The sequence below is a fragment of the Stenotrophomonas sp. NRRL B-14846 genome (genome assembly GCF_050473585.1).
In the GTDB taxonomy this organism is placed as follows: Bacteria; Pseudomonadota; Gammaproteobacteria; order Xanthomonadales; family Xanthomonadaceae; genus Stenotrophomonas.
Genome location: NZ_JBFLUN010000014.1, coordinates 1 through 13,054 on the forward strand (window position 1 = coordinate 1; position 13,054 = coordinate 13,054).

At 68.6% G+C, this 13,054-nt stretch carries 15 protein-coding genes and 6 pseudogenes; 14 read left to right on the forward strand and 7 right to left on the reverse strand.

The genetic code is table 11. The annotated features are described in order from the left end of the window. The 5 genes and pseudogenes from AB1281_RS01270 to AB1281_RS01290 all read left to right on the forward strand — a co-directional run. Window positions 1-90 (forward strand): annotated as a pseudogene (locus AB1281_RS01270) (segregation/condensation protein A); the annotation flags it as partial. A gap of 13 nt (window positions 91-103) precedes the next feature. Continuing rightward, window positions 104-970, forward strand: a pseudogene (gene scpB, locus AB1281_RS01275) (SMC-Scp complex subunit ScpB). Next, window positions 970-2,013, forward strand: coding sequence for a pseudouridine synthase (locus AB1281_RS01280; RefSeq protein WP_430344884.1), 1,044 nt, complete (start codon window positions 970-972; stop codon window positions 2,011-2,013). The pseudogene scpB and the gene AB1281_RS01280 overlap by 1 nt, the downstream one beginning before the upstream one ends. Next, complete coding sequence (locus tag AB1281_RS01285; RefSeq protein ID WP_430344885.1) at window positions 1,958-2,287, forward strand: hypothetical protein; 330 nt, start codon at window positions 1,958-1,960, stop codon at window positions 2,285-2,287. Before AB1281_RS01280 ends, AB1281_RS01285 begins: the two co-directional genes overlap by 56 nt. After that, window positions 2,253-2,624 (forward strand): hypothetical protein, encoded by a 372-nt coding sequence (locus AB1281_RS01290; protein WP_430344886.1) that lies wholly within the window; start codon window positions 2,253-2,255, stop codon window positions 2,622-2,624. The genes AB1281_RS01285 and AB1281_RS01290 overlap by 35 nt, the downstream gene beginning before the upstream one ends. A gap of 99 nt (window positions 2,625-2,723) precedes the next feature. On the opposite strand, the gene AB1281_RS01295 is transcribed toward AB1281_RS01290, so the two are convergent. The 4 genes from AB1281_RS01295 to AB1281_RS01310 form a co-directional block, all read right to left on the reverse strand. Beyond that, window positions 2,724-2,939 (reverse strand): helix-turn-helix domain-containing protein, encoded by a 216-nt coding sequence (locus AB1281_RS01295; RefSeq protein ID WP_430344887.1) that lies wholly within the window; start codon window positions 2,937-2,939, stop codon window positions 2,724-2,726. After that, entirely contained in the window at window positions 2,939-3,097 is a 159-nt protein-coding gene (locus AB1281_RS01300; RefSeq protein ID WP_430344888.1) for a hypothetical protein, read from the reverse strand. Before AB1281_RS01300 ends, AB1281_RS01295 begins: the two co-directional genes overlap by 1 nt. Before the next feature lie 70 nt (window positions 3,098-3,167). Then, window positions 3,168-3,389, reverse strand: coding sequence for a hypothetical protein (locus tag AB1281_RS01305; protein WP_430344889.1), 222 nt, complete (start codon window positions 3,387-3,389; stop codon window positions 3,168-3,170). Further along, complete coding sequence (locus AB1281_RS01310; protein ID WP_430344890.1) at window positions 3,356-3,511, reverse strand: hypothetical protein; 156 nt, start codon at window positions 3,509-3,511, stop codon at window positions 3,356-3,358. Before AB1281_RS01310 ends, AB1281_RS01305 begins: the two co-directional genes overlap by 34 nt. A 90-nt stretch (window positions 3,512-3,601) precedes the next feature. Between AB1281_RS01310 and AB1281_RS01315 the strand changes: the two are divergent. Continuing rightward, a pseudogene (locus tag AB1281_RS01315) lies at window positions 3,602-4,735 on the forward strand (MFS transporter). Window positions 4,736-4,830: 95 nt separating this feature from the next. Continuing rightward, window positions 4,831-5,124: a hypothetical protein gene (locus AB1281_RS01320; RefSeq protein ID WP_014037830.1), complete on the forward strand. Its 294-nt coding sequence runs from the start codon at window positions 4,831-4,833 to the stop codon at window positions 5,122-5,124. Here AB1281_RS01320 and AB1281_RS01325 read toward each other — a convergent pair. The 3 genes and pseudogenes from AB1281_RS01325 to AB1281_RS01335 all read right to left on the reverse strand — a co-directional run bounded on the left by AB1281_RS01325 (window position 5,111) and on the right by AB1281_RS01335 (window position 7,618). Beyond that, window positions 5,111-5,545 (reverse strand): hypothetical protein, encoded by a 435-nt coding sequence (locus tag AB1281_RS01325; RefSeq protein ID WP_430344891.1) that lies wholly within the window; start codon window positions 5,543-5,545, stop codon window positions 5,111-5,113. The genes AB1281_RS01320 and AB1281_RS01325 overlap by 14 nt on opposite strands. A gap of 117 nt (window positions 5,546-5,662) precedes the next feature. After that, window positions 5,663-6,454, reverse strand: a pseudogene (locus AB1281_RS01330) (amidohydrolase); the annotation flags it as partial. Between the two features lie 14 nt (window positions 6,455-6,468). Beyond that, window positions 6,469-7,618, reverse strand: a pseudogene (locus tag AB1281_RS01335) (pyridoxal phosphate-dependent aminotransferase). Window positions 7,619-7,674: 56 nt separating this feature from the next. Between AB1281_RS01335 and ccmA the strand changes: the two are divergent. The 7 genes and pseudogenes from ccmA to AB1281_RS01370 form a co-directional block, all read left to right on the forward strand. Then, window positions 7,675-8,436, forward strand: a complete 762-nt coding sequence (ccmA, locus tag AB1281_RS01340) for a heme ABC exporter ATP-binding protein CcmA (protein WP_430344892.1) — start codon at window positions 7,675-7,677, stop codon at window positions 8,434-8,436. Further along, entirely contained in the window at window positions 8,433-9,128 is a 696-nt protein-coding gene (ccmB, locus tag AB1281_RS01345; RefSeq protein ID WP_006456616.1) for a heme exporter protein CcmB, read from the forward strand. The genes ccmA and ccmB overlap by 4 nt, the downstream gene beginning before the upstream one ends. A 43-nt stretch (window positions 9,129-9,171) precedes the next feature. Continuing rightward, entirely contained in the window at window positions 9,172-9,942 is a 771-nt protein-coding gene (gene ccmC / locus AB1281_RS01350; protein WP_430344893.1) for a heme ABC transporter permease CcmC, read from the forward strand. After that, on the forward strand, window positions 9,939-10,127 hold the full coding sequence (gene ccmD / locus AB1281_RS01355; protein ID WP_075677263.1) for a heme exporter protein CcmD: 189 nt from the start codon (window positions 9,939-9,941) through the stop codon (window positions 10,125-10,127). The genes ccmC and ccmD overlap by 4 nt, the downstream gene beginning before the upstream one ends. Next, a complete protein-coding gene (gene ccmE, locus AB1281_RS01360) occupies window positions 10,124-10,585 on the forward strand; it encodes a cytochrome c maturation protein CcmE (protein WP_014647764.1) in 462 nt (153 codons plus the stop codon). The genes ccmD and ccmE overlap by 4 nt, the downstream gene beginning before the upstream one ends. Beyond that, window positions 10,586-12,506, forward strand: a pseudogene (locus AB1281_RS01365) (heme lyase CcmF/NrfE family subunit). A gap of 8 nt (window positions 12,507-12,514) precedes the next feature. Beyond that, window positions 12,515-13,054 (forward strand): DsbE family thiol:disulfide interchange protein (locus AB1281_RS01370; protein WP_430344894.1); only part of this gene is annotated, 540 nt, incomplete at its 3' end.

A 13,054-nucleotide genomic window follows, 5' to 3' on the forward strand; every position in this document is an offset into this window, starting at 1 on the left:
GTGAAGTCGCTGGCGGCCGGCAACACCAACGCCCCGCTGCAGTTCAGCAGCGAGTTCGATGACAACGACGCCGCCAATGCAGACGAGTGAGCGCTGACTGCCGATGGATCAATCGCTGATCAACCGCATTGTCGAGGGTGCCCTGCTGGCTTCCAGCCAGCCGCTCACCCTGGCCCAGCTGAAGGACCTGTTCCCGGAAGAGGAACCGGCACCGCCGGGCAGCATCGAACGCGCGCTGGAACGCCTGCGCGAAGCCTGCGAAGGCCGCGGCGTGGAACTGGTCGAGGTCGCCTCCGGCTTCCGCTACCAGGTCACCGGCGAAGTGCATGGCTGGATCAGCCGGCTGTGGACCGAGCGCAAGACCCGCTACACCGCTGCCACCCTGGAAACCCTGGCGCTGATCGCCTACCGGCAACCGATCACCCGCGGCGAGATCGAACAGGTGCGCGGCGTGGCGGTCAGCAGCAACATCATCCAGGCGCTGGAAGAACGCGAATGGATCCGCGTGGTCGGCCACCGCGACGTGCCGGGCAAGCCTGCCCTGTTCGGCACCACCAAGGCTTCCTGGATTATTTCGCCTGAAGCGGCTGGACGAACTGCCGCCACTGTCGGAACTGAAGGACCTGGGCGAGCTGGAACCGCAGCTGTCCCTGGACCGCGATGCACCTGCCGTCGCCGGTGCCGAGGGCCGGACATCTCGGCCGGCGCCGATGGCGCTGCCGCGAACGATGACACCGGCCTGGCCGCGCAGTGACACCCCTGATTCCGCCGATGCAGCCCCTGCGTCGGCCACCGATGAGCAAGCACCTTCGCCCCTCGATGATGGCACCCCGATTCCGCGCCGGGCGAGCGCGCGGTGCCAGTGAACGAACGCGAAGACAACGCCGTCGCGATGACGACCGTGGCTGTTGACCAAGCCGATTCCGAACCAGAGGCCGACCTCGAAACCGTCGGCCGGAGCAAAAACTGATGAGTGACACCCCCCGTAACAAGCTCTCGCTGAAGCGCGAAGCCACCTCCGAACAGTTCAAGCTGGAAGAGCGCCTGCACAAGGTGCTGGCCCAGGCCGGCCTCGGCTCGCGCCGCGCGCTGGAACAGCGCATCGCCGAAGGCCTGGTCAAGGTCAACGGTGAAGTCGCGCAGACGGCATGTCGGTCAAGAGCGGCGACAAGATCGAACTGGATGGCCGCGGCTTCGTCGCCACCGCCCTGGCCCGAGCCGTCGCGCGTGCTGGTCTACAACAAGCCGGAAGGCGAAGTGACCACCCGCGATGATCCGGAAGGCCGCCCGACCGTGTTCGAGTCGCTGCCGCCGCTGAAGGGCGCGCGCTGGATCGCCATCGGCCGCCTGGACATCAACACCACCGGCCTGCTGCTGGCCACCACCGACGGTGAGCTGGGCCAACGCCATGATGCACCCGTCGTTCGAGGTCGAGCGCGAGTACGTGGTGCGCGTGCGTGCGCCGGAAGCGAGGAAAAGGTCTCCGACGCCATCGTCGACCGCCTCACCCGTGGCGTGCTCGCGCTGGAAGACGGCCCGGCCAAGTTCGATGAGATCGAACGCATCGGCGGCACCGATTCGCACGACTGGTTCCGCGTCGTGGTGAAGGAAGGCCGCAACCGCGAAGTGCGCCGCCTGTGGGAATCGCAGGGCTGCCAGGTCAGCCGCCTGAAGCGCACCCGCTATGGCAAGGTGAGCCTGCCGCGCGAACTGGCCCGCGGCCATTCGGTGGAACTGGGCACCGCGCAGGTTGAAGCCCTGCGCGCGCAGCTGAAGCTGGAAGAAGGGCGCACCGTCGCACTGACGCTGCAGCCGGTGATCGGCCAGCGCCGCGCCGCCAAGACCACCGTGCGCGTGCGCGAAGGTGGCCGTGGCAACGCCTACGTCAACGGCCACAACACCGCTGACGAAGGCCGCGAGCTGCGTCGTTTCGACAACGTCCGCGAAGACCGCGGCCGTGGTCGCGGCGGCAAGGGGTGGCGGCTTCAAGGGCGGCCTGACGGTCAGCGGTGAAGCGGCAGCCAAGCAGTCGCAGAAGCCGTTCAAGCAGCGCGCCCAGAAGAACGATCGTTCGCTGCCGGAAGGCAATCCTGCGGCGTTCCGCACCTGGTACGTGCCGGATGGCGTGAGCACCGGCCCGAGCGGCCATCGCAACGCCGGTCCGGGCGCACGCGGCCCCGGTGCCCGTGGTCCGGGTGCAGGCGGCCAGGGCCGTCCGTACGGCAAGCCGAAGGGTCCGGGCGCTGGCGCCGGTGGCGGCCAGGGCCGTGGCGGGTTTCGGTGGTGAAGGCCGTGGCGGCGCAGGCGGCCAGGGTCGTCCGGCCGGTGCCGGCAACCGCTCGCAGGGCCAGGGCAACAAGCACCCGTACGGTCATCCGGGCAACGCCCCGAGCTTCCCGTCCGACCACGCCACGCCGGGCTTCAACCCGTATGGCAGCCCGAAGCCGGCACAGGGCGCCCGTCCGGGCGGTCGCGGTCCGGGCGGCGGCAACCGTGCCCGGGCGGCAATCGCGGCCCCGGCGGTCCGGGTGGCAACCGTGGCCCGGGCGGCCCCGGCGGCAACCGCGGTCCGGGCGGCCCGCGCCGCAGCGGCCCGCGCGGCGGCTGATCACCGGCCCCACTGAAATGAAAAACCCCGGCTCCGGCCGGGGTTTTTCTTTGAAAAGGGGACGGAGGGATTAAGTCGCTTTTGCCGCGCTGTGTGTCGAAGGGGAGAAAGCGACTTAATCCCCTCCGTCCCCTTTTGCGTGGCGCTGGAAGGCGGCGGGCGTGGTACCGGTCATGCTGCGGAAGAATGCGATGAACGGGCTCTCGGCGGAAAAGCCGGTGTCCTGCGCCACATGCGCGACGCGATGGCCCAGCAGCAGCAACTCCATGGCCCGCATCAGTCGCCATTGCTGGCGCCAAGCCTGGTAGCCCATGCCGGTATCACGCTGCATCAACGGCCAACGGTGCGCACGCTCAAGCCCGCACGCGCGGCCAGCTCGCCCAGTTCGGGCGGCAACTGCTCGGCCACTGGCAGGCAGCGCGCGATCCGTGGGTCGCGTGGTAGCGGCAGGTCCATCGGGGCCACCGGGGCGGCGGCGATCTCCAGCATGCACAACGCCAGTTGGTGGTGCGCACGCGGCGCCCGCCAGTCATGGTCGAACGGCGCCTGCGCGATCGGCTCAGCAATGCCTGCAGCAGCGGACCCACGCCGATGATCGCTGGCTGCTGTGGCAACTGGGCGACAGGGTGGCCTCGAAGTACAACGAACGGTAGTCGACCGCTAGGCGCATCTGCGCGCGATGGCGCAGCCCACCCGGAATCCACGCCGCGCGCGCGGGCGGCAGCAGGCTGATGCGGTCGCCGTAGGTCAGGCGCGTACAGCCTTGCCGGGTATACAGCAACTGCGCGCGTGCATGCTGGTGCCAACCCGAGTCGTGATCCGCTCCAGTGAGGCCGCGATGCCCAGCACCGGCGCGCTCCAGGCATCGGCATCGAAGTGCGCATCCGGCTGCAACCAGGCCATGTCTGATTTCATCCATTCAATGACAGGATAGATAGGGTGCGCCATCGCGGACACGACCACAATGCGCAGCCCTGTTCCTGGAGCGCCCGCATGTCGCGCCGCCTGTTGTTGCTCACCATCGCGCTGCTGATGTTCCCCCAGCTTGCGCAGACCCTTTACAGCCCTGCCCTGGCCGATCTGGCCGGGCGCTTCGCATTGCCCCCCGGCGCCGCCAGCCAGGCCATGAGCCTGTACCTGTTCGGTTTCGCCGCCGGTGTCCTGCTATGGGGGCGGATGGCCGACCATATCGGCCGTCGCCCTGCCCTGCTCTGCGGTCTGGCCGTGTTCGCACTGGCGGCCTGCGGCGGACTGCTGGCCAGCACGTTCGGCCAGGTCCTGCTGGCCCAGGCACTGGCCGCGCTGGGTGCGGCGACGGCCTCGGTGGTCACCCAGACCGTACTGCGCGACCACCTGAAGGGACCCGCGTTGGCGCAGGCGTTCTCGTGGATCCGGCATGGCGTTGGCCCTGAGCCCGGCGATCGGGGCTGGCACTGGGGGCATTGCTGGGTTGCCAACCACGGCTATGCCGGCGTGCAGGACGGCCTGCTGCTGATTGTCATCCTGCTGATGCTCGGATGCGCATCCGGCCTGCAGGAGAGCCGCCCTGCCGAAGTCGCGCACACGCCCCCTGCTGCCACTGCTGCGACAACTGCTGCGTGATCGCTGGATCTGGTCACAAGCGCTGTTGGTGATGGCGTTCAACGTGGCCATGTACAGCTGGTACGCGCTGGGCCCGTTCGTGTTCCGAACGCCTGCACTGGCCGCTGGCCTGGTTCGGCGCAAGCGGCGCGGTGCTGGCGTTGGGTTCGGCGCTGGGCGCATGGGGCAATGGTCGCCTGCTGCGCGCAGGCATTGCCTCCGCCACGCGCATCCGGCTCGCCGCAGGACTGGTGCTGGCCGGCGGGCTGTTGGCTGCTTTGCTGCGCAATCAACCGGCACTGGTCGCGGCGATGGTACCGGTGGTGGCCGGGTTTGGCCTAGCCATCCCCAATGTGCTGGGGCCAGGCCCTGCGCGGATATCCGCACTGCCTGGGCAGCGCGGGCGCCCTGTTCGGACTGCTCTACTACCTCTTGATAGGCGTGGCGATGGCGGTGGTCGGTGCACTGCAACTGCTGGCACCGACACTCATCGTGTGCAGCCTGCTTGCATTGTGGTTGCAGCGGCCGCGCCCGGTTACGGTCTAGGAATTGCTGCAAAGACCGCGCACTGTGCGCTGCTTCCGGAATCAACGCCACTGCGCTGGCTATCGTGCGCGTTCTCCCCAACGAGGCAGATGCCCATGGTCACCATTACCGCCGAACAGGCGCGCGCCAACGCCGATGCCGCTACGCGTCCCATCGACCAGTACTACCGCGATCTCGACACGTCGATCCGGGCCGGCTCGGAGAATGGTCGCCGCTACATCGTGTTCGGCTTCAGCCAGGCACTGGCCAGCGAGCGGCTCGTCGAGGGCGTCGTCGCGCAGTTGCTGAACAATGGCTTCGAGGTCAAACAACTGCCCAGCGACGCCGAGCAGCATTACATCCGCATCAGCTGGGAAGGGACCCAGCCGGCCCCACTCAACGCCGGCTGATGGTGAAGGCGGCGCCGTCCACGCCCAGGTCCCAGCCCTTGCCGGTGCCGGACAGGGCCAGCGAGATGTCGCCCTTGGTCATCACCTGCGCATTGCTGGACTTCACGGCGCCCGCATGCGCGCCCACCGAGGCGTACGTGCCCAGCAGCTCGTTGACGCTCACGGCACCAGTGAAGCTGCCACGGCCATTGGTGATCTTCGACTTGCCCACGGTCAGGCCGCCGCCCTTCACTTCGATGCGCACCGGCAGGCTGGTGCCGTTGCTGCAGCTGACCGTGCCATTGCCGGAGGCGGTCTTGTAGATCAGTGACCAACCGGACAGGTTGTAGCGCAGCTGGCAATCGAGGTTGCGGCAGCGTGCGCGGCCCGGGGCCAGCGTTGCAGCGGACAGGGCCAGCAGCAGGGCGAAGGGCTTGTTCATGGCAGGACTTCCAGTTCGGTCGGACTGCCGGCGAATCTAGCAGCGCGCGCGTGCACGTTGGATGCACGCGCGCGCGCTGGTGCAACGGCGTTCAGGCCGTTGCTCAGGCCTGTTCGTCAGGTGGAAGGCATCGGCATCGAGCATCGCCGGGAAGCGCGCGCGGTGCGCGGCCAGCGCCTCGGCCGAGATGGTGGTGGTGACCACCTGTTCGCGTTCGCGGATCTCCACCTGCGGCTGGCCGAGGAAGTCGATCACCGCGCTGTCGCCGGCGTAATGCAGCTGGTTGCCGTCCACGCCGACGCGGTTCACCGCCGCCACGAAGCACAGGTTCTCGATCGCCCGCGCACGCAGCAGGGTCTTCCACGCATAGGCGCGCGCCGACGGCCAGTTGGCGACGAAGATCTGCAGGTCGAAATCCAGCTGCTGCGGACGCTCCACATTGAAGCGGTTGCGGCAGAACACCGGGAAACGCAGGTCGTAGCAGACCTGCGGATTGATCCGCCAGCCTTTCCATTCCACGCTCAGGCGCTCACGGCCGGCGGCATAGCGTTCGTGTTCACCGCCGTAGCGGAACAGGTGGCGCTTGTCGTAGTACTGCAGGTCGCCATCGGGCGTGGCGAACAGCAGGCGGTTGTAGACGCCCTCGCCCTCGCGCAGCTGCACGCTGCCGATCACCGCTGCGTTCAAGGCCCTGGCCTGTTCACGCACCCAGGCCACGGTCGGACCGTCCATGCCTTCGGCCTGGGCGATGGCGTCGTTGGAGAAGCCACTGGTGAAGGTCTCCGGCAGGATCACCAGGTCGGTGGTGCCGGCCAGCGGCGCCAGCAACGCACCGTAGTAGGCGCGGTTGCCCGCCGGGTCATGCCAGCGGGTGTCACCCTGGACGAGGGAAATGCGCAGGTCCTGCATGTCCGTGCCTCCGCTCACAGCAGGCGCAGGCGTTCGATCGCCGCGTCCATGGTCGCTTCGTTCTTGGCAAAGCACAGCCGCACCAGGCGCTGGCCAGCCGGCGGGTTCTCGTAGAACGGCGACAGCGGGATGGCGGTGACGCCCTTCTCGATGGTCAGCCACTTCACGAACTCGTGATCCGGCAGGTCACTGATGGCCGAGTAGTCGACCAGCTGGAAGTAGCCGCCTGGCACCGGCAGCGCTTTCAGCCGGGTGCCGGCCAGCTGCTCGCGGAAGCGGTCGCGCTTGGCCTGGTAGAACGCGCCCAGCTCCAGGTGATGCTCGGGCTCGTCACGGATCATCGCGGCGAAGCCGTACTGTGCGGGGCCGAAGCTGGTGAAGGTGTTGTACTGGTGCACCTTGCGGAACTCGGCAGTCAGCGCCGGCGGGGCGATCGCATAACCGATCTTCCAGCCGGTGCAGTGGTAGGTCTTGCCGAAGCTGGAGATGACGAACGCGCGCTCGCGCAGTTCCGGGTAGCGCAGCGCCGATTCGTGGCGACGGCCGTCGTAGATGATGTGCTCGTACACCTCATCGGAGATCAGGTAGATCTGCGTACCGCGCAGCAGCTCAGCCAGCGCCTGCATGTCCTGCGCCGACAGCATCGCGCCGGACGGGTTGTGCGGGGTATTGACGATCAGCATGCGGTGTGCGCGGGGTGATCGCTGCGCGCACGCGGTCCCAGTCGACCGCGAACGTCTGCGGATCGAGCGACACATGCACGGCCCTGGCGCCGGCCAGGTCGATCGCCGGTTCGTAGCAGTCATACGCCGGGTCGAGCACGATCACTTCCTCGCCGGCACGCACCACGGCGTGGATGGCGTTGAAGATGGCCTCCGTGCCGCCGCTGGTGACGGTGATCTCGCTGTCCGCATCGACCTGCGCGCCGTAGCAGTCCAGCGCCTTCTGTGCGATGGCCTGGCGCAGCGGCGCCACACCGGTCATCGGCGGGTACTGGTTCAGCCCGGCGGCCATCGCCCTGGCGGTCTCGTCGATCAGGCGCTGCGGCGCCGAAAAGTCCGGGAAACCCTGGCCCAGGTTGACCGCGCCGTGTTCGGCGGCGAGCTGGGACATCACGGTGAAGATCGTGGTACCGACCTTGGGCAGCTTGGTGGTGGGTTGCATCGGCCTGGGCTGTGGGGGAACAAGGGATCCGAGTTTACGCAATCCGCGCGACGGTAGTGCCGGCCGCTGGCCGGCTACCTCGGCCCACGCGACTGGCACCCTGGGGAATTGCCGGCCAGCGGCCGGCACTACCGCAGGCATTCACCGCTACAATTGCCGCCGCACTCCGGCATGAAGACCTTTGCCCCTTGAACACCCCTGCATTGCTGGCCGCCAGCGGCCTGAGCTTCTCCCGCAATGACGAGCCGGTGTTCGGCCCGCTGGACTTCCATGTGGATGCCGGCGAAGCCCTGCTGGTGCAGGGCGGCAATGGCGCCGGCAAGACCACCCTGCTGCGCGTGCTGGCCGGCCTGGCCCGGCCCGGTGCTGGCCAGGTGCGGATCGACGGCAAGCCGGCCAGCAATGCCGAGCGCGCGCGGTATGTCGCCTACCTCAGCCACCTGCCGGCGCTGAAACCGGACCTCGGCACGCTGGAAAACCTGCATTTCCTGTGTGGCCTGCACGGACGGCGTGCGCGGCAGATGCCCGGCAACGCGCTGGCCATCGTCGGCCTGGCCGGTTATGAGGACACCCTGGTACGGCATCTGTCGGCTGGACAGAAGCGGCGGCTGGCACTGGCGCGCATCTGGCTGTCGCCGGCACCGCTGTGGCTGCTGGACGAGCCCTACGCCAACCTCGACCTGGATGGCATCACCCTGGTCAACCGGATGATTTCGGCGCACCTGCGCGCCGGAGGCGCTGCGTTGGTCACCACCCATGGCGCCTATGCCGCACCGCCGGTGCGCACCCGCCAGCTCGACCTCGGCGGTGCCGCATGATCGCGCCGGGTACGGAACCGGGCCTGTGGCAGACCGCGGGCGCCCTGCTCAAGCGCGACCTGCGCCTGCTCTGGCGCCGCCGCGGCGATGCGCTGCAGCCGCTGCTGTTCGCGGTGCTGGTGGTGGTGCTGTTCGCGTTGGCCCAGGGCCGCGAACCACAGCTGCTGGCCGCCACCGCCGGCGCGGTGCTGTGGCTGGCCGTGCTGCTGGCGGGGCAGCTGTCGCTGGATTCGCTGTTCCGTTCCGACGCCGAGGACGGCTCGCTGGAACAATGGCTGCTGGCGCCGGTGCCACTGGCCTGGCTGGTGCTGGTGCGCGTGCTGCTGCATTGGGCCACCACTGCGCTGCCGCTGATCGTGGTCAGCCCGCTGCTGGCCGAAATGCTGCATCTGCCGCATGACCAGCTGCCGATGTTGCTGGCATCGTTGCTGCTGGGAACACCATTGCTGAGCCTGATCGGTGGCGTGGTCGCCGCGCTGACCGTAGGCATCCGACGCTCTGGTATTCTCGTGGCGCTGCTGTCGTTGCCGCTGTACGTGCCGGTGCTGGTGTTCGGTGCAGGCAGCCTGGCGGCAGCCGGACGCGGGCAGGATCCGGTCGGTGCGCTGCTGATGCTGGGCGCCGGCCTGCTGGTCGCGCTGGTGCTGGCGCCGCTGGCCACTGCCGCTGCAATACGTATTTCTCTGAGTTGACCGAGCTGAGAGCCAATCCACCCCTGCTGGATAGCCGCCACGCATGAATCCGATTGTCCGCTGGTTCCACCAACTCGGTTCGCCCCCCACGTTCGACCGTTTCGCTGCCCGCTGGTCGCGGGTGTTCTACCTCGCGGCGGTGCCGGTGCTGCTGGTCGGCATGTGGCAGGCGCTGCTGGTGGTGCCGCCGGAAGCCAAGCAGCTGGACAGCTTCCGCATCCTCTACATCCACGTGCCCAGTGCCTGGATGAGCCTGTTCGTGTTCGCGCTGATGGCGCTGTATGCGGCCATCGCGCTGATCTGGCGGATCAAGGTCTGCGAGATCCTGGCCATGGCCTGTGCGCCGATGGGCGCCGGCTTCACCCTGATCACCCTGTTGACCGGCAGCATCTGGGGCAAGGGCACCTGGGGCACCTGGTGGGACTGGGACCCGCGCATGACCAGCGAGCTGGTGCTGCTGTTCCTGTACCTGGGCGTGATCGGCCTGTACCACGCCATCGAGGACCGCCGCAGCGCCGCGCGCGCGGCGGGCCTGCTGGCCATCGTCGGCGTCAGCCTGCTGCCGGTGATCCGCTACTCGGTGGACTGGTGGGGCGGCCTGCACCAGCGCCAGTCGATCAGCGTGTTCGGTGAATCGGCGATCAGCAGCACGATGATCGCGCCGCTGTGGTGGATGGTGATCGGCACCAAGTTCTGGTTCGCCGGTTCGGTGCTGGCCAAGGCCCGCGCCGACAATCTCGACCGCGAGGCCGGCAAGGCCTGGGTCGGTGGTCGCGTCGATGCCGAACGCCCGGCCCGGGAGGCCCAGCCATGACCCACCTGCCCTATGTGATCGGCGCCTACGCCGTGTTCGTGCTGGTGCTCAGCGCCGATGCCATCGGTTCGTGGCTGCGCCTGCGCGTGGCGCGTCGGCTGGCACTGGCCCGGCAGCAACGGCAGCAGACCCGCGCCGGCAGGCAGGACGCAACGGCGCCGTTGTCGACGGAGCTGGAACGATGACCCCGGTACAGCGTCGCCGCCTGGTGTGGGTGCTGCTGGCCCTGCTCGCCTCCGGCCTGGCCACCGCGCTGGTGGCGATGGCACTGGAGCGCAACATCGCCTACCTGTACACGCCTTCGGAAGTGCTGCGCGGCGATGTCGATGCGCAATCGCGCTTCCGCCTCGGCGGCATGGTGGTGAAAGGCTCCTTCAACCGACCGGTCGGCTCGCTGGAGGCACGCTTTGAAGTGACCGACGGCGACGCGCAACTGGCGGTGACCACGTCGCGGATCCTGCCGGACATGTTCGCCGAGGGCACGGCGGTGGTCGCCAGTGGCCGACTGCAGGACGGCACCTTCGTCGCCGACGAGGTGCTTGCGAAGCACGATGAGAAGTACGTGCCGAAGGAAGTGGCCGACAAGATGGGCGACGCCCATCGCAAGCACGACGTGCCGGTGACGGCACCCGAGGTACGCTGAGTGTTGCCCGAACTGGGTCAGATCCTGCTGCTGTGCGCGTTGCTGGCCTCGCTGCTGCAGGCCGGCCTGCCGCTGGTCGGCGCGCAGCGCAACAACACCGCGTGGATGGCGGTGGCACGACCAGCCGCGTTCGCGCAGCTGCTGCTGGTCGCCGGCGCGTTCGCGGTGTTGACCGCCGCGTTCGTGCAGCAGGACTTCTCGGTGCGCTACGTGGCCGAGAACTCCAATTCGCTGCTGCCGATGGTCTACCGCTACTCGGCGGTCTGGGGCGCGCACGAGGGCTCGCTGCTGATGTGGGCGCTGGTGCTGGCGCTGTGGACCGGCGCGGTGGCGCTGTTCTCGCGGCACCTGCCGGCGCCGGTGCAGGCGCGCGTACTGGCGGTGATGGGCGTGGTCAGCGTCGGCTTCCTCGCCTTCCTGATCTTCACCTCCAACCCGTTCCTGCGCCTGAACCCGGCACCGCTGGAAGGCCGCGACCTCAATCCGCTGCTGCAGGACCCGGGGCTGATCATCCATCCGCCGATGCTGTACCTGGGCTATGTCGGCTTCGCGGTGCCGTTCGCATTCGCGGTTGCCGCACTGCTGGAAGGCCGCGTCGACGCACGCTGGCTGCGCTGGACGCGGCCGTGGACCAACGTCGCCTGGGGGTTCCTGACCCTGGGCATCGCGCTGGGCAGCTGGTGGGCCTATTACGAGCTGGGCTGGGGCGGCTGGTGGTTCTGGGACCCGGTGGAGAACGCCAGCTTCATGCCCTGGCTGGTCGGCGCCGCGCTGATCCATTCGCAGGCCGTCACCGAAAAGCGTGGCACCTTCGGCAGCTGGACCCTGCTGCTGGCGATCGCCGCCTTCGCGCTGTCGCTGCTGGGCACGTTCCTGGTGCGCTCCGGTCGTGCTGACCAGCGTGCATTCGTTCGCCGCCGATCCCTCGCGCGGCCTGTTCATCCTGGTGTTCCTGTCGGTGCTGGTGGGCGGCAGCCTGCTGCTTTACGCGTTGCGTGCCAGCCAGCTGAGCGTGGACGCCGACGATCCGCGCCGTGGCTTCACCGCCACCTCGCGCGAGACCCTGCTGCTGGCCAACAACCTGCTGCTGGCCACCGCCTGCGCGATGGTGCTGCTCGGCACGCTGTACCCGCTGCTGGCCGATGCGCTGTCGCTGGGCAAGATCTCGGTCGGACCGCCCTACTTCGGCAGCCTGTTCCTGCTGCTGATGGCGCCGATGATCCTGCTGCTGCCGTTCGGCCCGCTGGTGAAGTGGCAGCGCGACCAGCCTTCGCGCGCGTTCGCGCTGCTGGCACCGTGGCTGGGGCTGGCGCTGCTGCTGGGCGCGCTGGCGTGGTGGCAGGCGCCGCAGAACGGCTGGAAGGCCGGCATCGGCGTAGCCGCTGCGGCCTGGGTCGGGCTGGGTACCGCGCGCTTCGTCTGGCAGCGCCTGCGCGGCAATGGCCGCTTCACCGCCGAGATGCTCGGCATGATCGTCGCCCATGCCGGCATCGCCGTGTTCCTGGCTGGGGCGCTGCTGGTTGAAGCGTTGAACGTGCAGCGCGAGGTGGCACTGGCACCGGGCCAGCAGCTGGTGATCGGCCGCCATGAAGTGCGCTTCGAGGGCGTGGACCATCGCGAAGGGCCGAATTTCATCGCCGACCGTGGGCACCTGCGCGTGTTCCGCAACGGCCGCGAGCTGGCGCTGCTGCATCCGGAGAAGCGCCAGTACGCCAGCGGTGGCCAGGTGATGACCGAGGCCGGCATCGATGCACGCTTCGATGGTGATGTCTACGTGGCATTGGGCGAGCCGCTGGGCAACAATGCATGGGCGGTCCGGGTGCACATCAAGCCGTTCGTGCGCTGGATCTGGCTGGGCGCGCTGCTGATGGCCCTGGGCGGATTCATCACCGCCGCCGACCGCCGTTTCCGTCGTCCGTAGGAGTTCCCATGTCCGAGTCCCCCGCCCCGCGCCCCTCCCGCCCGCTGCCGCCGGTAGCCATCGTGATCGGCGTGCTGTTCTTCTTCGGCCTGCTCGGGCTGATGATCTACGGGGTGATGAAATCGGGTGATCCGCAGCGCGACGTGCTGCCGTCGGCGCTGATCGACAAGCCGGCGCCGGCGTTCGCGCTGCCGGTGCTGCACGACCCGGAAATGATCGTGCACAGCGACGACCTGCGCGGCGCGCCCTACCTGCTGAACGTGTGGGGCAGCTGGTGCGCGGCCTGCCGCGAAGAACACCCGGTGCTGACCCGGTTCGCCGAGAGCAAGCGCGTGCGCGTGATCGGCTACAACTGGAAGGACGACCCGACCGACGCGCTGCACTGGCTGGAACAGCTGGGCAACCCGTTCATGGTGGTGCTCAGCGACGTCGAGGGCCGCACCGCGATCGACTGGGGTGTGACCGCCGCACCGGAGACCTTCCTGGTCGATGGCAGCGGCATCGTGCGCTGGAAGTACAGCGGTGCGATGACCCAGCGCGTGGTGGAC